Source organism: Streptomyces sp. NPDC050485 (assembly GCF_044458185.1).
GTDB lineage: Bacteria > Actinomycetota > Actinomycetes > Streptomycetales > Streptomycetaceae > Streptomyces.
Genome location: NZ_JBITHR010000002.1, coordinates 464,171 through 481,357, shown reverse-complemented (window position 1 = coordinate 481,357; position 17,187 = coordinate 464,171). Strand labels below are relative to the sequence as shown.

At 68.8% G+C, this 17,187-nt stretch carries 17 protein-coding genes and 1 pseudogene; 10 read left to right on the top strand and 8 right to left on the bottom strand.

Annotated elements, in window-relative coordinates; genetic code table 11:
* Positions 1-75 precede the first annotated feature (75 nt).
* The 3 genes and pseudogenes from ACIBK6_RS05850 to ACIBK6_RS05840 all read left to right on the top strand — a co-directional run.
* Positions 76-639 (top strand): annotated as a pseudogene (locus ACIBK6_RS05850) (transposase); the annotation flags it as partial.
* Between the two features lie 133 nt (positions 640-772).
* Positions 773-1,054, top strand: coding sequence for a hypothetical protein (locus ACIBK6_RS05845; RefSeq protein WP_399049086.1), 282 nt, complete (start codon positions 773-775; stop codon positions 1,052-1,054).
* Between the two features lie 848 nt (positions 1,055-1,902).
* Positions 1,903-2,199 (top strand): hypothetical protein, encoded by a 297-nt coding sequence (locus ACIBK6_RS05840; protein ID WP_399049084.1) that lies wholly within the window; start codon positions 1,903-1,905, stop codon positions 2,197-2,199.
* A 321-nt stretch (positions 2,200-2,520) separates the two neighbouring features.
* Here the strand turns inward: ACIBK6_RS05840 and ACIBK6_RS05835 are convergent, their stop codons facing one another.
* Positions 2,521-3,945, bottom strand: a complete 1,425-nt coding sequence (locus ACIBK6_RS05835; RefSeq protein WP_399049082.1) for a condensation domain-containing protein — start codon at positions 3,943-3,945, stop codon at positions 2,521-2,523.
* Between the two features lie 379 nt (positions 3,946-4,324).
* Between ACIBK6_RS05835 and ACIBK6_RS05830 the strand changes: the two genes are divergently transcribed.
* The 4 genes from ACIBK6_RS05830 (at position 4,325) to ACIBK6_RS05815 (ending at position 6,535) form a co-directional block, all read left to right on the top strand.
* Complete coding sequence (locus ACIBK6_RS05830) at positions 4,325-4,576, top strand: hypothetical protein (RefSeq protein ID WP_399049081.1); 252 nt, start codon at positions 4,325-4,327, stop codon at positions 4,574-4,576.
* 208 nt (positions 4,577-4,784) lie between these two features.
* Complete coding sequence (locus ACIBK6_RS05825; protein WP_399049079.1) at positions 4,785-5,132, top strand: hypothetical protein; 348 nt, start codon at positions 4,785-4,787, stop codon at positions 5,130-5,132.
* Between the two features lie 385 nt (positions 5,133-5,517).
* The gene (locus ACIBK6_RS05820) at positions 5,518-5,817 is read left to right on the top strand and encodes a hypothetical protein (RefSeq protein WP_399049078.1); all 300 of its coding nucleotides are present in this window, start codon (positions 5,518-5,520) and stop codon (positions 5,815-5,817) included.
* Positions 5,818-6,187: 370 nt separating this feature from the next.
* Positions 6,188-6,535, top strand: coding sequence for a hypothetical protein (locus tag ACIBK6_RS05815; protein ID WP_399049077.1), 348 nt, complete (start codon positions 6,188-6,190; stop codon positions 6,533-6,535).
* Positions 6,536-6,706: 171 nt separating this feature from the next.
* On the opposite strand, the gene ACIBK6_RS05810 is transcribed toward ACIBK6_RS05815, so the two are convergent.
* The 5 genes from ACIBK6_RS05810 to ACIBK6_RS05790 form a co-directional block, all read right to left on the bottom strand.
* Positions 6,707-7,375 (bottom strand): response regulator, encoded by a 669-nt coding sequence (locus tag ACIBK6_RS05810; protein ID WP_399049075.1) that lies wholly within the window; start codon positions 7,373-7,375, stop codon positions 6,707-6,709.
* Positions 7,372-8,709 (bottom strand): sensor histidine kinase, encoded by a 1,338-nt coding sequence (locus tag ACIBK6_RS05805; RefSeq protein ID WP_399049074.1) that lies wholly within the window; start codon positions 8,707-8,709, stop codon positions 7,372-7,374. The genes ACIBK6_RS05810 and ACIBK6_RS05805 overlap by 4 nt, the downstream gene beginning before the upstream one ends.
* Positions 8,710-8,719: 10 nt before the next feature.
* Positions 8,720-9,919, bottom strand: a complete 1,200-nt coding sequence (locus ACIBK6_RS05800; RefSeq protein WP_399049073.1) for an acyltransferase — start codon at positions 9,917-9,919, stop codon at positions 8,720-8,722.
* Positions 9,912-10,931: an alpha/beta hydrolase gene (locus ACIBK6_RS05795; protein ID WP_399049317.1), complete on the bottom strand. Its 1,020-nt coding sequence runs from the start codon at positions 10,929-10,931 to the stop codon at positions 9,912-9,914. The genes ACIBK6_RS05800 and ACIBK6_RS05795 overlap by 8 nt, the downstream gene beginning before the upstream one ends.
* A gap of 249 nt (positions 10,932-11,180) precedes the next feature.
* Positions 11,181-13,121, bottom strand: a complete 1,941-nt coding sequence (locus tag ACIBK6_RS05790) for an APC family permease (protein WP_399049072.1) — start codon at positions 13,119-13,121, stop codon at positions 11,181-11,183.
* A 167-nt stretch (positions 13,122-13,288) separates the two neighbouring features.
* Between ACIBK6_RS05790 and ACIBK6_RS05785 the strand changes: the two genes are divergently transcribed.
* From ACIBK6_RS05785 to ACIBK6_RS05775, 3 genes are all read left to right on the top strand, one after another.
* On the top strand, positions 13,289-14,119 hold the full coding sequence (locus ACIBK6_RS05785) for a Scr1 family TA system antitoxin-like transcriptional regulator (protein WP_399049070.1): 831 nt from the start codon (positions 13,289-13,291) through the stop codon (positions 14,117-14,119).
* Positions 14,116-14,445, top strand: coding sequence for a DUF397 domain-containing protein (locus ACIBK6_RS05780; RefSeq protein WP_399049069.1), 330 nt, complete (start codon positions 14,116-14,118; stop codon positions 14,443-14,445). Before ACIBK6_RS05785 ends, ACIBK6_RS05780 begins: the two co-directional genes overlap by 4 nt.
* A gap of 99 nt (positions 14,446-14,544) precedes the next feature.
* Entirely contained in the window at positions 14,545-14,697 is a 153-nt protein-coding gene (locus ACIBK6_RS05775) for a hypothetical protein (protein ID WP_399049068.1), read from the top strand.
* Positions 14,698-14,708: 11 nt separating this feature from the next.
* Here ACIBK6_RS05775 and ACIBK6_RS05770 read toward each other — a convergent pair whose 3' ends face one another.
* Both ACIBK6_RS05770 and ACIBK6_RS05765 read right to left on the bottom strand, forming a co-directional pair.
* The gene (locus ACIBK6_RS05770) at positions 14,709-15,158 is read right to left on the bottom strand and encodes a hypothetical protein (protein ID WP_399049067.1); all 450 of its coding nucleotides are present in this window, start codon (positions 15,156-15,158) and stop codon (positions 14,709-14,711) included.
* A gap of 132 nt (positions 15,159-15,290) precedes the next feature.
* Entirely contained in the window at positions 15,291-17,045 is a 1,755-nt protein-coding gene (locus ACIBK6_RS05765) for an MFS transporter (RefSeq protein WP_399049065.1), read from the bottom strand.
* Positions 17,046-17,187 lie beyond the last annotated feature (142 nt).

The following is a 17,187-nucleotide window of genomic DNA, read 5'->3' as shown; positions in this document are numbered from 1 at the left end:
GCCATCTGCGTGATGGCTCTTGGCCACATGACGTCTGACGTCTGACGTCTGACGTCTGACGTCTGACGTCTGACGTCTGACCAAGAGCCATCAGAAGCGCCCTGGCTACTGCAACGGCGCTTGCCAGCACCACGTTCACGTGTACGCCGACCGCTGGAGCGGAAGAACGGCTGGACGCCGGCGGAAGTATCCGGACACGCAGGCCCTGACCGCATCCACCGGTTGCCGAACCGGATCGAACGGGACGCCGACGAGGTCCTGGACGACATATGTGGCTACGTCGTTGAACACCTTGGCGACCGGAATGCCGTCCTGATCACCGATGACCCCGGATTCCTCAAGAAGGGCATCCGCTCGGCCTGTGTGCAACGGCAGTACTCCCGCACCCCCGGACGCACCGAGAACAGCCGGATCGGTATCTTCGCCGCCTGCGCCACCAACCGCGGACGCACGCTGATCCGCCGTCGCTGGTATCTGCCCACGTCATCCCATCCCGTCCCCAAGCGGTTCGTGACCTCCACGACCTGGCCGGTCACCGCGGTGCGGCAGCGGTTGGCCCGCCGGGCGGTCACCGCGGTGCGACCGCAGGTGTGGGTGGTGGATGACACCAGCGGGCCCGCTCGTAGGCGATACGGCTTCAGAGTGCTTCCAGAACAACATCACGACACCCGGCGCGTCATCGGGCGGTTTGGGGGTATTTCGTATTAATTTCCGTGACCGTAAGGAATCGATCTGCCACAGATCGCATCCACTTCACTCCAACGGAGATCACATGAACACGCTTCGCAAGGCTGCCGTCCTGGTCGCTGCCCTCGGCAGCCTCGGAATGCTGGCCGCCGGTACGGCCCAGGCGCACGACGGCGGGAAGGGCGGCGACCAGTTCAAGATCGGGCAGAGCAGCAACTGCAAGTCGCACGACCTGAACCTCGACGTCCTCGGCCAGGTCGGCATCCTCAACGGCCTGCTGGGCAACGCGCTCAACGGCGAGGGCAACCCGGGTGCCCAGAGCACCCACATCGGCTCGAGCATGGGCTGCAACAACAGCGCCTTCTAAGCACGTGTCCGGCCACATAGCCGGCGAGAGCGGGAATCAGGTCCCGGTACCGAGCCCAAAGCCCGGTGCCGGGACCCCTTTTTGTGTCGAATCTTTGTGTCGAATTTCTGTGTCCAAGCAGCCGACGCCGCGGTTCACTGAGGTTGAACTCGTGAAGGCGGCTGGGGCCGTGCCCTCTTGCTCCCTGCGGTACGCCGCGGGCATGAGGTACGCGAGCGGTGGCGGGTCGACTACCAGGGCGAGGGGGCCGCGGGAGTCAGTACGCCTTGAGGTGGCTGAGCGGTTCGCGCGGGGTGAGACGTCTGCGGAGATCGCCGCTGATCTACGGGTTCTACGGATTCTGCGGGCTCATGTGCGGCCGATCGAGAAGTGGCGGCAGCGGTGGCGTACGGGAGGTGCCGCGGCCCTCACGTCGCAGGGGCCGGCATCGCCGCTCGGCCTCCCGCTGTTCTCGTCCGGGACAACTTGAGTGTGCGGCTGCACCAGGGAGTGCAGGAGTTCATCGAGCGTTCCGAATCGCTCATCGCTTGCCAACTGCCCCTATGCGCAACGGGGTTGAACCACGCAAGGGCATCTGGCCCACGAGCTGCCTCGGCGGGCCGACCAACTTGGCCGCCGCGGGACTCGACCACTTGTTCCAGGCGATCCGATGCGGCCGAAGCAGGTCCAGTACCGGCTCAACCTCAGCACACACGGGGCGGGTTATTTCCCGCAATCGACCAAGGCGGTGAGGGATTCCCCGAATTCGGCGCGCCGCCGGGTGCTTTCAGGATATTTCGTATTACCTCTGTAACTACACGAAGTCGATCTGTCGCAGATCGCGTCCACTTCACTCCAACGGAGATGACATGCACAAGCTTCGCAAGGCCGCCGTCCTGGTCGCCGCCCTCGGCAGCCTCGGAATGCTGGCCGCCGGTACGGCCCAGGCGCACGACGGAGGTCGAGGCGGCCGGGGTGGCGATGAGTTCAACATCATGCAGAGCAGCAACTGCAAGTCGCACGACAGCAACGTCGACGTCCTCGGTCAGGTCGGCATCCTCAACGGCCTGGGCGGCAACCTGCTGAACGGCGAGGGCAACGCGGGCGCACAGTCGACCTCCATGGGCTCGAGCATGGGCTGCAGCAACAGCGCCCTCAGCAAGTAAAAAGTCACCACCTTCCTCGGTGCCCCGGCCACAGGCCGGGGCACCGAGGCTTTTATGTCGCCGGGTGGAGCGCCTGGAGAAGCAACTGGCCCGGAACAAGGCCGTGTTGGGGGTCTTGGGAAAAGCGTCGGCGCTCTCGACAGTGATCTCCGAGAGCGCGGACTGACGCACACCGCCGAGCCCGTCGTGGACACCGCGTTCAGCGGGATCGAGGCAGCGCGCGGCCGACAAGGTGCCCCCGACCGTGTGGTCGGGGGCGGGTCGGGACGGGGACCGCTGCTCGTGTCGTCGGTGGCCGACATGTGGGGTGTCGCGGATCGTTCACCCGGCGAGATCGTGTGGTGCGAGTTCACGGGCGCGTTGCTCGCCTGCCACTGCGAGGATGATGTCCCCCAACCGCTCGGCGTACAGCCGCATGTTCTTGTACGCGACGTCGGTGTCGGGGTAGCGGCAGGTGAACCACAGGCCCTCGTGGAGTCGGTTGAGCCAGACGCACACCTGGTCGCCGTAGGACACCCTGACGAGTCCATAAGCCGCCAGCTCGGCCCAGCGCTCCGACCCGGGGATGCCTCGCGCGTCGACGTACGAGACGATCGAGTACAGGTCGGGCGAGGTCGGGCGGAAATCCGAGCCGAGCAGGCGCAGTACGCGGGCAAGGGGCATGCGGGCCAGCGACCTGTTGGCCTGGAGCTCGGCGCGCACGATGGTCAGGGCGCTGCGGAAGTCGGGTGCCTGGTCCATGGGGACCTCGATGGGCGCGCCGCCGACGTACCAGCCCACGGAGTCGGACCACTTGGACTTCACCCGGGTGTGGAAGGGCACGACGCCGCGGTAGACGGGCCGTCCACCGATCTCGTGGACGATGAGGCTGGTGGCGGCCAGGACGCCGACGAGGCTGCCGCCGAAGGGCCGGCAGTACGCCTCGAACGCGGCGGCGGAGTCCGCGTCGACGAGCATCTCGCGCATGAGCTTCTGCGTGGGCAGGGGGCCGCCGGGCTCCAGACCGAGTTCTACGGGGAAGTTGGGCAGTTTCCCGTTGCACCGCCGGATGAACTCCCGCCAGCGGCCGACGATCGCGTGGGTGCCGTCGATCCGGTCCGCATCCGCCCGCTCCAGCTCGCAGAAGTCGACGTAGCTGCCGACCGGCGACTCCTCCACGGGGCGGCCCTCGGCGGCCGCGGTGTAGAGCTCGTGGATCTCGGCGGGCAGCCGCTGGACGGAGTAGGAGTCGACGTTGCTGTGGTCGAAGGCCATGTACACGCTGGTGCCGTCGTCCCTGACGACCGCGGCGTAGAGGAAGTTGGGCCAGCGCAGCGCGTTCGCGACGGCGTCGAAGCGGTCCTGGAGGTGCTCGACGAGTTGTGCCGCGTCGGGGAAGTCACCGACCACCTCGCGATGGAGTGACACGTCCTCGGTGTCGAGCGTGAACCGGCGCATCTCGTCGCCGTCCCACCGGAAGCCGCTGCGCAACGTCTCGTGCCGAAGCGTCCAGCTGCGCAGCGCGTCCTGCAGCGCGTCGAGGTCGACCTCGCCCGGGATGTCGAATGCCGTACCGATCCACGTCGGCACGAACAGGCCGTCCTCGTGCACGGATCGGGCGGTCCTGATGTGCGACTCCTGGAGATACGCGGGCGGCCGGGGGTCCTCCGGAAGGCCCTCCGCCGCCGCGACGGTCGCCGGACTGAGCGCCCACTCCACGAGCAGTCCGGGCCGGACCTCGCAGCGCTGGATGTCGGTGATTCGCACGGGCGTCTCCGTTTCGCAGTTGGAGCCCGGATCGGGCGGACCAGTTCAAGGGAATGCCGCGAGCGCGAACGGAGGCACCCGGAACATGATGTGTTACCACTTTTGAGTGGATTGAGTGATCGGCGCATGTGAGCCAATCGGTCCACTGGTCACCCGGTGGTGTCAGCCCACACGTCTCGGCCCACGAGCAGGTCGAGCTTGCGTGCGCGGAGTTCTTCGAGTCCAGGAAGGGCCCGGAGAAGAGTCCGGGAAGAGCCCAGGAAGGTCATTGTCCGCGAGGGGGGCGCGACTTCTGGGAAAGCGGATCGTTACTGTTAGTGTCCATCCAGTCACGGTAGGCAATCAGCCGATGTACAGGCAATGAAGGGCCGAGGGTTCCATGCGTAAGTTTCAGCAGGCAGTGATCGCAGCAGTCGCGGCGGCTGGCGGTCTGTCCGCCATCGGCGCCGGCGCCGGTACCGCGTACGCCCACGACAGTGCGCCGCAGGTGACCGACCACTACCGCCCCTATCAGGAGTGCAGTCCGCAGACGGCGGGCGAAGCCAACGTCCCGCTCAGCGTGCTCGGTCTCTCCGACACTCTCGGCACCACCTGCGGCCAGTTCAACAACGCATTCACCAACGCTAAGTGAGGTCGGCGGCGTAATCGTGCCCGACGCTTTCCGCGGGCCCCTTCGGGGTCACCCCCCGAAGGGGCCCGTTCACGTGCGGCCGCCCGGAGGGCGAGGCCGCCGACCGCAGTAACAGTGCCTTCAACAGGGCAGCCCTTCACTTCGTAAGCGAAACGGACCCGAACGTCCCGGACAACCGGACATGGGACTCACAAAGGAAACGCATCACATGTTCAGTAGGAAGAAGATCGCGGCCGTCTCGGGGCTTCTTGGCGGCCTCGTCGTGACCTGTGTCGGCGCCACCCAGGCGTATGCCGCGGCAGGAACAGGCTCTTGCGTCAGTGACCATCAGGGCGGCATGTCCTGCGTCCAGCGGATCGTCGGAAACACGGCCGATGGCGACGCCACCCTCCGCCAGTCACAGGGCTGCGTGCCGACGGAGCCCTTGAGGTTGCCCGTCGTGGGCCTGCTGAACCGCGGGAACATGGACATCGGCCCCAGGGTGACCTGTTCCCCCACCAACCCGGGACCCGAAAGGGGCGAAGAGGGCGTGAGCCCCCTCGGCCTGCTGAGCTGAGCCCGCGGAACTTCCGACACCTTCCCCATCTTTCAAACAGCGGATGGCCGGACCGGGTTACCCGGTCCGGCCATCCGCTGTTTCCGTGCCGGCGGGCAAACGAGTGACCGCTCCCCGCTGCCCGTGACCCGCCCCCGGGGAAGTGTCGTTTCAGGGGAGAACGGCGAGCGCACGACCGGCACAACCGGCCGCATCACCAGCCCCCTCATCCCCCTTCAGGTCCGTGGCGGACGAAGGGCGCCTCGCTGTAAGCCGACATACACGACATAAGCCGACACGGCACGCGGAAAGGGCCAAAGATCCCAAATGACTACACTCCGTATGTATATGCTCACATTAAGTAGTCCGGTCAGGGCTTCACACCCAGATAAGGAAGAGTCGAACTATGCGCAAGTTTCAGCGGGCTGCCGTCGTAGCCGCAGCGGTTGCGGGGCTGTCCACCCTCGGTGTCGGCGTCAGCTTCGCCCACGACGGCGGCTTCGGTGCGGTCACCGCGGTGGCTTCCTCGCAGGCGAACGCCGTGGCCAACTCCGGCGAAGGCGAAGGTGGGGAGCGCCACGGCGAGCGTGGCGGCGCTCCGGTATTCGCGCCGGAGAACGGTTCCGGTGTCAGCTACGGCCAGGAGCACGAGGGGGACCACGGCGAGCACGGCCCGGAGCACGGCCCGGACAACGGGGACCAGTAAAGAATTTCCGAGAGCTCGATGCGCAGGTTTCGGCACGCTGTGGCCGTAGCCGCAGTTGTCGCGGGTCGGGCAACTTCGTACGCATCGACATCCGTCCGAACACCGTATGTGAGTCGCACGAACTGAAGGTCCATGTCCTGGATCAGCTCGGGCTGCTCAACGGTGTGCTGGACAACACCCTCAACGGCAAGGGCAGCCCGGACGCGCAACAAACCCACCAGGGTGCGCGTCCGGGCTGCAACGCTCCTGCCGCCGGACGCAGTTGAAGACGCGTCAGGCGCTGGGGCCTGTATTCCGACTTCCTCCAAGGCTCGGGCGCGCCGGTCAACGGCGCAGGCGCCCGGGCCTCGATTGCAAAGGAACGCAGCACATGTTCAGTCGGCAGAAGATCGCAACCGTCTCCGGGCTTCTCGGAAGTCTCGCCGTGATCTGTGTCGGTGCCGCGCAGGCGCACGCCGATCAGCCCAAGGGCGAGTGCAAGACCTCCGCCCAGGGTGAAACCACCTGCATCCACAAGAGCGAGACCGTCCGCACCGACAAGGACGGCAGGTACGTCATCAGTCAGACGCAGGAATGCTCGGCGGCCGGCAAGCCGAACGTGGTGATGCCCGGGGACAGCAAGGTGAACCAGGCGACCATGAACGTCGGGCCGACTGTGGACTGCTCCAACAACACGAAGCTGCCCAAGGGCTTCAAGGTGCCTCACTTCAGCTTCTGAGGCGCGTGAGGTGGTAGTTGTGCTGGTCGGGGGTGGTCACCGTTGTCGGGGTCCGAGGGGCGGAGCCCCTCAGGGGGTCTGGGGCGCAGCCCAGGCAGGGAGGCCGCATCCGACCCGGGTGGCCGGCGAGCCCCCTCAACCCCCCGCGCCGCACCACCCGACCCGGGGTGATCAGCGGGCCCCCGGCCGCACCAACCCGCACTCATACGCGAACACCGCCCCCTGCGTCCTGTCCCGCAGCCCCAGCTTGACCAGAATCCGGCTCACGTGGGTCTTCACGGTCTGCTCGGCCACCACGAGCCGCGCCGCGATCTCCGCGTTGGACAGGCCCTGGGCGATCAGCGTCAGGACCTCGGTCTCGCGCTCCGTCAGGTCACCCACCCGCTCCTTCAGCGGAGCCCGCGGCACCTGCGTCATCCGCGAGAACTCCGCGATCAGCCGCTTGGTGATGTTGGGAGCAAGCAGGGCCTCCCCGGCGGCCACCACCCGTACCGCCTGGGCGAGTTCCGCCGCCGACGCGTCCTTCAGCAAGAACCCCGACGCCCCCGCGCGCAGCGCCTCGTACACGTACTCGTCCAGGTCGAAGGTGGTCAGGACGAGCACCTTCACCTCCGGCTCGCCGGGCGCCGTGATGCGCCGCGTCGCCTCGATGCCGCCGAGCTCCGGCATGCGGATGTCCATCAGGACGACGTCCGGGGCGAGTTCGGACACCTTGGCTACGGCGTCGACACCGTTCACCGCCTGGCCCACCACCTCGATGCCCGGCTCCGCGTTGAGCAGGACCGTAAATCCCTGACGGACCATCATCTGGTCGTCGGCTATCAGGACGCGGATGGTCATGGGTGGCTGTCCTCCAGCGGAAGCGTCGCGGTGACTTCGTAACCGCCGTCGGGAGTCGCGCCGGCGGCGAGTTCGCCACCCAGCATGGCAGTGCGCTCGCGCATGCCGAGCAGCCCGTGCCCGGCGCCGGGCGACGGCGCGACCGGCCGGTCAGGCGCGGTGTTGGTGACCCGCACCACGAGCTCCGCACTCTGGTGCGCGACCACCACCCGCACCGCCGCCCCCGGCGCATGCCGCATAGCGTTGCTCAGCGCCTCCTGCACGACCCGGAACGCCGACAGTTCCACCCCGGGCGACAGAGGGCGGGCCGCACCCAGTATTTCGGTCGTCACCTCAAGACCCGCCCCCCGCACATTGGCCACCAGCTCGTCCAACCGGTCGAGCGAGGGCTGCGGTGCGTGGCGTACGCCCTCGGCCAGCGGGTCCTCGGAGCGCAACACCCCCAGGACACGGCGGAGTTCGGTGAGTGCCTCGACCGCGTTCTGCCGGATGCCCGCGAGGTTTTCCAGGAGCTCCTCGGACGGGTTCTCCACGAGGTGCGGGGCGACCTGCGCCTGGATGGATATGACCGACATGTGGTGGGCCACCACATCGTGCAGCTCGCGGGCGATCCGGTTGCGCTCCTCAAGCAGGGTGCGCCGGGCCCGCTCCTCTGCGGTGATCTCCTCCTGTGCGACAAGTTGCGTACGGGCCACCCGGCGGCCGCGCAGCGCGGCCCCGACCACCACGGCGATCGTGAAGAACACGAAGGCGAGCCCCGCGCTGGGCGAGGTGTGCGGCTGACTGTGCAGGGCCGCACAGAGCACGCCCGCCCCCAGGCTGATCGCCAGCGTCTCCACCGCGACCCGGGGCCGGTGCCTCAGCGAGACGAAGAGGAGCACCCCGGTCTGGAGGGCGATCCCCGGCCCGGTCCACGGGTACATCGCGTCCGGATCGACCTGGGACTCGGCGAGCAGCGCGGCGGCGAACATGACGCCCGTCGTGGCCCACCAGGCGGGCAGCGGCCGGTACATGGCGGCGACCAGCGCGCCCGACTGGATCCCCGCGAGCACCAGGCCCACGCCCGTGCCCAGCTGGTACATGCGGCTGTACTGGAGGGTGCCCGCGACCATCACGATCAGCGCGGCGATCCCCAGCGGTACCGCGAGGGCCGGCCGCCACGCCAGCCAGCCCGGCTCCGCCCTGCGCGCCATCGGTTCGGGCGTCATCGCCAGGAGGTCCGCGCGCAGGGTGCCCGGCACCGCCCGCAGCCCCGCCACCAGCCGCTGCTTCACGCCCGGTTGAGCCACCCGCGGCCGCACGCCCCGCTCCCGTTCACTGTCCCCCGTCTTCACGAAGCTCACCCTAGGCACCCCGCACCGCCCGCACCCGGGCGGGCCGCCCTTCGCGCACCACCTTGCTCGCAGCCGCACCCGCACCCGACGCACCCGCAGTCGCAGCCCGCCCCGGCTGCTCGTACGTACGGAACGTCAGCCAGCACACCGTCAGCATCAGCGCGAACACCGGCAGCCAGGCGAGCCGGGCGAGCACCCAGCCGCCGCCGTCGGGCACGGTGTGCAGTCCGGGCAGCGCGTCGCCCGCGAGCAGGCCGAGACACGTGACGGCCATCATCGAGGTCTGGTGCCACAGGAAGATCGTCATCGCGGACAGGTTGACCAGCGCCACCACCGCCCACAGCGCGGGCCGCCGCAGCACCCGGCGCAGCGGGCCGAGCAGCAGCAACGCCGCGCCGCACTGGGCGAGTCCGAAGGTGACGGCGGCCAGCGTCGGCGGGTTGAGGTTGGAGATCGCCGCCCCCGGCACCCCGACCATCGAGGCGGGATAGCCCGCGAACAGCACCAGCAGCGCGGTCGCGGCGGCGCCGCCGGTCAGCAGCACCCACCCGGTCGTCCGCAGCGAGGTGCCCGCGCCGCGCCGCGCCCACAGCGCGCCCAGGCAGTACGGCACCAGCCAGCCTGCGGGCAAGTTGATCCAGCCGGTCCAGCCCGCCCCGTCGAAGCCGAAGCGGTACAGGTCGACGTACAGGACGACCGCGAGCGGCCACAGCGGGTGCACCTTGGAGACGATCGGGGTGGCCGCGGTCAGCGCCGCGAACACGAGCAGGAACCACAGCGGGGACAGCACAAGTTTGACCAGGGTGTGCACGGTGTCCAGGCCCACGCCCGAGGCGAGCATGGCGCCCGCCGCGACCAGCCACACCACGAGCACGGCCACCACCGGCCGGAACAGCCGCCCGAGCCTGGCCCGCAGCCACTGCGGGTACGTCGCGCCCCGGGCGCGGGCGGAGTCGTAGCTCTTCGTGGCGACCTGCCCGCCCACCAGGAAGAACACGGCCAGCGTCTGGAACACCCAGGATATGGGGGCGAGTTGGGGCAGGTACGAGAGTGGGCTTGAGGCGTGCACGGTGCCGCTGTCGGAGACCAGCGCGGTGACCAGCCAGTGCCCCATCACCACCCCGAGGATCGCGAAGGCGCGCAGCGCGTCCACGGCACGGTCACGGTCGGCCGGGGTCGCGGCCTCGATCCGCTGAACCAGTTCACGCATGGCGGGCCTCCTGCGGGGTCTGTCCGTTGACGAGCGGGGTCTGTCCGCCGACGATCCGGGCGATGTTCTTGAGCGGTACGGAGCCGGGCAACAGGTAGTCGCTGTGGCCGCCGGGGCCCGCGTCGAAGGAGCGGGCGCCGAAGTGCCGGGACACGGGGTCGGTGCCGAACCCGATGGTCACGAAGCCGAGGTCGAGGCTGGAGTGCGGTACGTCGGCGATCCAGTCGTCGGCGCCCCGGCCCGCCCAGACGGTGGCGGAGGTGTGCAGCGCGGCGGCGGTGTCGAAGCCGGTGCCGGGGCTGCCGTACAGGACGATGTCGGCGACGTCGACGCCGGAGGCGGCCTTCGCGCAGACGACCGAGCCGTAGGAGTGGCAGAGCAGAGAGGTGCGAGCCCTCGGCTTGGCCGCCTTCAACTCCCGTATGAATGAGGCGAGTTCGGGGGTGGCGTCATCGGCCCGTCCCGGGGTGAGCACCTCCGTGCTCACCGTGCCCGGGGTCGCGTACCCCATCCAGCCGATGACGGCGGTCTTCGGGCCGAGCTGCGCGGCCAGCGCCTCGGCGCCGCTGCGCAGCCGCCCGTACTGGTCGAGGTTGGTGTCCGAGCCGGGGACCAGGACCGCGATCTTCTCGGCGTGCGCAAGGTCGCCGAAGACCTCGGCGGTACGTCCGCCGTCGCGCCCGTCGAAGGAGAGGAAGTGCCGGTCCCGGTCCGCCATGGCGTCCAGCGCCCGGCCCCTGCGCCAGTCTCCGTGGTCCTCGGCCATTTTCTCGGCGGCCAGGATGTCGGCGCGGTTGGCCGCGTACCGGGTGTCGAGACCGGAGCCGGAGAGACCGGCGACCGAGAGCGGGGCAAGGGCGGCGGGCGCGGGCGCCGGTACGGCGGCGGGCCGGGCCGCACCCGAGACCGGCACCGCCACCGAAGCGGCGACGAACACGGCGATCAGGGTGCGGCGCAGACGGCCTTTGGACAGAAGGCCACCGCGCAGCCGACCGACGCGCGAACGACCCATGCCCATACGGCTGTTGGGCGGCTGCGAGCCGTCCGGACCCGGGCCGTGCGGGTGCTTGCCGTGCGGGCGCGACGCCATGGTGAGCCTTCCGTACCGGAGTTGTTCTGCCGGTACTGAAGCTATGGATCGAGCCATGTCGTCGGCGTCGCACTGGAGACCACACTTGCCGTGTAGCTCCGTAGACCTAGGGGGTGCCTCCCCAGTACTACGGGTGGGGGCCCACCCCCTACCGTGGGTGGTATCCCACGGTCACCGCTTGAGCGGTTTGGCGGGCTCCTCCTCGCGGGCGGACCGGGCCCGGTAGGGCACGTCGATGACGGTCACCCCGGGCATGAAGAGCAGCCGGGCCTTGAGCCGCAGCGCGCTCTGGTTGTGCAGCGGCTGCTCCCACCAGTGGCCCACGATGTACTCGGGGATGATCACCGACACCATCGCACCCGGATCCGCGTCCGCCGTCGCCTTCACATGGGCGAGCACCGGCCCGACGACCTCCCGGTACGGGGAGTCGATGATGGTCAGCGGTACACCCAGGTCGTACGCCGCCCACTTCTCGCGCAGCCGCACCGCGTCCTCGTCGGCGGCGGCCGTCAGCGCGGTGAGCGTGTCGGGCCGCAGCGCCTGGGCGAAGCCGATCGCCTTGAGCGTGGGCGCGTGCACGGCGGAGACCAGCACGAACGCGTGGTGGCGGGAAGGCCTGCGGGGCTTGGCGTCCGGCGCGACGGCGACCTCCTTGGCCACCTGGTCGTAGTGGTTCCGTACGCCCTTCATCCCGAAGAACAGCAGCGGCATCGCGATGATCACCAGCCAGGCGCCGTGCGTGAACTTGGTGATCAGCACGATGACGAGGACGATCGCGGTCATGGTCGCGCCGACCGAGTTGATGGCGAGCGAGCGGTGGATGTGGCGCCGGTTCTCCTGCCCCTTCGGCGTCGCAAGCTCCTTGCGCCAGTGCTTGACCATGCCGGCCTGCGAGAGCGTGAAGGAGACGAAGACGCCGATGATGTACAGCTGGATGAGCCGGGACAGCTCGGCGTTGAACAGCACGATCAGGCCGATCGCGGCGAGCGCGAGCAGCACGACGCCGTTGGAGTAGACGAGCCGGTCGCCCCGGTTGTAGAGCTGGCGCGGCGCGTACCGGTCCTTGGCCAGGATCGAGGCGAGCATCGGGAAGCCGTTGAACGCGGTGTTGGCGGCGAGGATCAGCACGCCGGCGGTGAACGTCTGCACCAGGTAGAACAGGATGTCCAGGTGCCCGAACGTGGCGCGGGCGATCTGCGCGAGCGCGGTGGAGGTGGCGGTACCGGCCGGCAGGCCCAACTCCGTTGGATCGGCGGCCACATGGACCTTGTACACCATGGCGAGCGCGGTGATCCCGGCGAACATGGTGAGCGACAACACCCCCATCGCGGCAAGCGTGTTGGCGGCGTTGCGGCTCTTCGGCTTCTGGAAAGCGGGTACGCCGTTGCTGATCGCCTCCACACCCGTCAGCGCCGTACACCCGGAGGCGAAGGCGCGCATGGCGAGCAGCACGACCGCGATCCCGGCGTAGGTCCCGGCCGCCTGGATGGGCAGATGGGCCGACTCGGCGCGGATCGTGGTGCCGGTGGCGAGGCGTACGGCGGCGAACGCGAACATCACGTAGATCACGAGCACGAAGCCGTAGGTGGGAATCGCGAAGACCCGCCCGGACTCGCGCACGCCCCGCAGATTCATCAAGGTGAGAATCACCACGAACCCTACGGACAGGGCGACTTGATGACTGTTCAGGGACGGAATCGCCGAGGTGATGGCGGCGACGCCGGAGACGACGGACACGGCGACGGTCAGTACGTAGTCGACAAGCAGCGCGCTGGCCGCGGTGAGCGCGGCGGTCGGCCCGAGGTTCTCGGAACTGACGATGTAGGCCCCGCCGCCCCCCGGGTAGGCGTAACAGGTCTGCCGGTACGAGGCGACCACGACCACCAGCAGGAAGATGATGGCCGCGGCGGCGTACCAGGTGAGGTGGAGCAGGCTGGCTCCGCCGAGCGCGAGGATCAGCAGGATCTCTTCAGTGGCGTACGCGACCGACGAGAGCGGGTCGCTGCAGAAGATGGGCAGAGCAAGCCGTTTGGGCAGCAGCGTCTCCCCGAGGCGGCTGGTGTCCAGCGGCCGTCCGACCAGCATCCGCTTCGCGGAACTCGAAACTCCCATAACTGAGGAAACTAGCCGTAATGCCGCATATCTAATGGTTTGCCGCACCGGCTGACGCCGTACGGGTGATTTCACGTTCCGTGTGCGAATGGTGACCCTGCGGAGCTATTCTCTCTGGGCAGTACATCCGGTCCCCACAACCACCCTGCTGCACAAGGGAGTTGCCCATGACGCGGCCCAATGACCTCAACCCGTGGGACTCGCCCCGCGCCTTCTACGGCAGCGAACTGCGCCGCAAACGCGAGGCCGCCGGGCTGTCCCAGGAAGACCTGGGCGCGCTCGTCTTCTGCTCGGGTGCGTACATCGGCCAAATGGAGAACGCGACCCGGCGTCCGCCGAAGGACATGGCCAAGCGTCTCGACGCCGCGCTCCACACGGACGGGATCCTGACCCGCATGTGCGAGGCGATGGAGCAGGCCTCGCAGCATGCGGAGTACTTCCGCCTGGCGGTCGAGCTGGAGGCCATGGCCTCCGCGATCTTCCACTGGACGCCCATGGTGGTGCCGGGCCTGCTCCAGACGGCGGCCTACACCCGCGCCCTGACCCGCGCGGGCCGACCGTTCGCCTCCGAGGAGGAGGTCGAGCTCAACGTCTCGACGCGTATGGAACGGGCCAAGCTGCTCGATGGCCCAACGGCGCCCGAGCTGTGGTGCATTCTGCATGAGGCGGTGCTGAAGATTCGGGTCGGCGACGACAGTGTGATGCACGAACAGCTGGCTCACATAAGTAAGTTGGTCGAGGATGGCCAGGTCGTGGTTCAGATTCTGCCCTTCGCAGCCGGGGCGCTTCCGCTGATGAACAGCTCGGTCAAGGTGATGACCTTCACCGATGCCCCGCCCGTCATCTATCTCGAAGCAGCCCATTCTGGCCAGCTGTTGGACGCACCGGCCCTGGTAGCGAGCTACATGAGGACCTACGATCTCGCCAGGGCCGTCGCGTTGTCGCCGACGGCGTCCCTGGCCATGATCCAGGCGGCGATGGAGGACTACGCACCATGAACATAACGCGCTCCCTGGCCACTGCCCGCTGGCGGAAGTCGTCCTACAGCAATGCGGAGGGCGGCGACTGCCTGGAAGTGGCGGAGGGTGCGTGGCGCAAGTCCTCGTACAGCAACGCTGAGGGCGGGAGCTGCCTTGAGGTCGCCGACGGCGCATGGCGTAAGTCTTCGTACAGCAACGACGAAGGCGGCGACTGCATCGAGGTCGCCGACGGCTACGGCATCGTCGTCCCGGTGCGGGACAGCAAAAAGGCCCCGGAGGGGCCTGTGCTGGTAGTTGGGGCTGCCGCGTGGACGCGGTTCGTAGGGGCGGTCAAGGCGGTCTGACGGGGGCGTACGTAGGATCCCGTCATGGCGAGACCGCAACTTCCCCCTGAGCCACCCGAGTCGTGTCCGTTGTGCGGAGGCGGGCTTGAGGATGTCGAGGTGCATCTGACCAACGCCTGCCTCACCGTCAAGTTCTTCCGGCCGGACTGGATGTTCGCGCGCAAGAGCTATCTGACGGGTGTGGCCTGCCGGGAGTGCGGGCACCTGCTGGTCTTCCTGGAGAACCGGGGGATCCTGGCGCCGGGGAAGTAGCCCCTGGGGGATCAGGCGGTGACTCCGGCGCGCTTCAGGGTGCGCAGGATCAGCCACTGGTCGCCCCAGGCCATCGCCGTACCGATGACCGCCATCACGATGCCAAGCGTGAGCTGCCCGGCCGCCGCGCCGAGGGCGAGGCCCGCGAGGCCGAGCCCGTAGCGGATGGCGAAGCGCACTGCCACGAGGCCGACGGCGAGGAGCCGGGTGCGCTTGTTCTTCCAGAGCTTCTTCATGTAGCGGATGCGGGCCTTCAGGACGGTGAAGGCGAGCACGATCTGGACGATGGCGACGACCGGGATCAGGGCGTAGAGCACCGGGTAGGCGCGGGCGATGTCGAAGATCCCGGCGAAGATGCCGACGAGCGGGAAGTACCAGTTGGGGAGCCCCTTGAGGACGCCGGCCTCCTCGGCCTGAACCTCGACCTGAACCGGCTTCTCCATCGTGACCGTGGCGCTCATGGTGTGTCCCTCCCGCTTGCCTCAGTGACCGGCCCTTGCCGACATCACTGATCTTGCCGTCCGAGCGGGGGTGGGCGTCAGAGTGAAGCGTCCTGAGAGCGGGAGGACAAATGTCATTGCCTTCCGCCGGGTTCACATGTGGGCCGGTCCTGGCGCCCCCTCGGAGGGGTGTGGTCGCGGCGGCCCCTTGCGGTACAGGGTGACCGACACCAGCAAGCCCAGGGCGAAGAACGACGCCGACCACCAGTACGCCGTCGAGTAACTCTGCAACTGCGCGGACACCCGCACTGCGGGTGTGGGCTGCTTGCCCACCAGATAGTTCGCCGCCGCACTCGTGGCGAGGGTGTTGAGCAGCGCCGTACCGATCGAACCACCCACCTGCTGGCTGGTGTTGACCATCGCCGAGGCGACCCCCGCGTCGTGCGCGGCCACCCCCGCCGTCGCCACGCTCATCGCGGGCGCGAAGATCAGGCCCATGCCGACGCCCATGACGAGCAGTGGCGGCAGCACATGTGTGGCGTACCCGCTCGTCGCGTCGAGCGCCGTCATCCACGCGAGCCCGGCCGCGCCGAGCCCCATCCCCACCGGCACGATCGGCCTCGCCCCCAGCTTGGGCACGAGCTTGTTCTGCGCTGTCACCGAGCTGACAATCATCGCGAAGACCATCGGCAGGAAGGCGAGCCCGGTCTGCACCGGGGAGTACCGCAGGATCTGCTGGAGGTAGTACGTCAGGAAGAGGAAGACGCCGAACATGCCCGCGCCGGAGATGAACATGGCGAGGTAGGAGGCGCCCCGGTCCCGGTCGAGTACGACCCGGAGCGGCAGCAGGGGATGCGCCGCCCTGGTCTGCCACCCGGCGAACGCCGCGAGGAGTACGCCGCCGGCCGCGAGGAATCCCCAGGTCCGGTCGGAACTCCAGGCATGGGTCTGCGCGTTGGAGAACCCGTACACGATGCAGAACAGTCCGGCCGAGACGAGCAGCGTGCCCGGGATGTCGAGCCGGGGCCGGTCCGGTGGGGCCCCCGGGTGCAGCAGCCGCAGCGCGCCGATGAAGGCGAGCGTGGCGAAGAGGAGGTTGACGTACAGGCACCAGCGCCAGTCGAGATACTCGGTGAGCAGCCCGCCGAGCAGCAGCCCCACCGCACCGCCGGTGCCGGCGACCGCCCCGTAGATTCCGAAGGCCTTGGCGCGTTCCTTCGGGTCGGTGAACGTGGTGGTGAGGAGCGAGAGCGCGGCGGGCGCGAGCAGCGCGCCGAACACGCCTTGCAGTGCGCGGGCGGTGACCAGTACGTCGAAGTTGGGGGCGGCGCCGCCGATCGCGGAGGCGAGCGCGAAGCCGACGAGTCCGGTGAGAAAGACGACCTTGCGCCCCACGAGGTCGGCGATGCGTCCGCCGAGCAGCAGCAGCGAGCCGAAGGCGAGCGCGTACGCCGTGACGATCCACTGGCGGTTTGCGTCGGAGAAGCCGAGGTCGCGCTGCGCGGAGGGCAGCGCGATGTTCACGATGGTCGCGTCGAGCACGACCATGAGCTGGGCGAGCGCGATGACGCCGAGCACGAGCCAGCGGTGCTCGTGCCTGGCCCCGGTGTGCGGCGCCTGCGGCGGGGCCGCGCCCTCACCGGCGTACGCGGCGACGGGTGGCGGGGTGGGCGTGGCGGGCGCGGCGTACCCGGCGATCGGTGGCGGCACGGAATCCTGCACGGTCCCGGCCCCCGGCGGATCGGCAGTATCGGCAGTATCGGCAGTATCGGCAGTGGAGATCCGCCCGGCCCCGGCCCCCGGCGGATCAGGGGCGGACGCCCTCCCGGGTGTGGCCAGTTGCTCCGACGCGGCAGCGATCCGCTCCGCGCGTCCTTCCTCGACGGCGTCCTTGGTGTGACGGCCCATGTGCCGGTCTCCTCGGTTTTCTCCTCGGTGACGGCCCCTTCCTCACGCTAAGTGAGGCTCCGGCGTTCCGCCACGCGAGTGAACGCCTGTGGCCGCGAGCGACCGCGCGCGGCTCCAGGGACGGCCTGCGCCCCACCACTCC

Bases quoted from the DNA above. Each gene is read 5' to 3' on its own strand.
- ACIBK6_RS05845 (WP_399049086.1), top strand. From the start codon at position 773: ATGAACACGCTTCGCAAGGCTGCCGTCCTGGTCGCTGCCCTCGGCAGC.
- ACIBK6_RS05840 (WP_399049084.1), top strand. From the start codon at position 1,903: ATGCACAAGCTTCGCAAGGCCGCCGTCCTGGTCGCCGCCCTCGGCAGC.
- ACIBK6_RS05830 (WP_399049081.1), top strand. From the start codon at position 4,325: ATGCGTAAGTTTCAGCAGGCAGTGATCGCAGCAGTCGCGGCGGCTGGC.
- ACIBK6_RS05825 (WP_399049079.1), top strand. From the start codon at position 4,785: ATGTTCAGTAGGAAGAAGATCGCGGCCGTCTCGGGGCTTCTTGGCGGC.
- ACIBK6_RS05820 (WP_399049078.1), top strand. From the start codon at position 5,518: ATGCGCAAGTTTCAGCGGGCTGCCGTCGTAGCCGCAGCGGTTGCGGGG.
- ACIBK6_RS05815 (WP_399049077.1), top strand. From the start codon at position 6,188: ATGTTCAGTCGGCAGAAGATCGCAACCGTCTCCGGGCTTCTCGGAAGT.
- ACIBK6_RS05810 (WP_399049075.1), bottom strand. From the start codon at position 7,375: ATGACCATCCGCGTCCTGATAGCCGACGACCAGATGATGGTCCGTCAG.
- ACIBK6_RS05800 (WP_399049073.1), bottom strand. From the start codon at position 9,919: ATGCGTGAACTGGTTCAGCGGATCGAGGCCGCGACCCCGGCCGACCGT.
- ACIBK6_RS05795 (WP_399049317.1), bottom strand. From the start codon at position 10,931: ATGGGTCGTTCGCGCGTCGGTCGGCTGCGCGGTGGCCTTCTGTCCAAA.
- ACIBK6_RS05790 (WP_399049072.1), bottom strand. From the start codon at position 13,121: ATGGGAGTTTCGAGTTCCGCGAAGCGGATGCTGGTCGGACGGCCGCTG.
- ACIBK6_RS05785 (WP_399049070.1), top strand. From the start codon at position 13,289: ATGACGCGGCCCAATGACCTCAACCCGTGGGACTCGCCCCGCGCCTTC.
- ACIBK6_RS05780 (WP_399049069.1), top strand. From the start codon at position 14,116: ATGAACATAACGCGCTCCCTGGCCACTGCCCGCTGGCGGAAGTCGTCC.
- ACIBK6_RS05770 (WP_399049067.1), bottom strand. From the start codon at position 15,158: ATGAGCGCCACGGTCACGATGGAGAAGCCGGTTCAGGTCGAGGTTCAG.
- ACIBK6_RS05765 (WP_399049065.1), bottom strand. From the start codon at position 17,045: ATGGGCCGTCACACCAAGGACGCCGTCGAGGAAGGACGCGCGGAGCGG.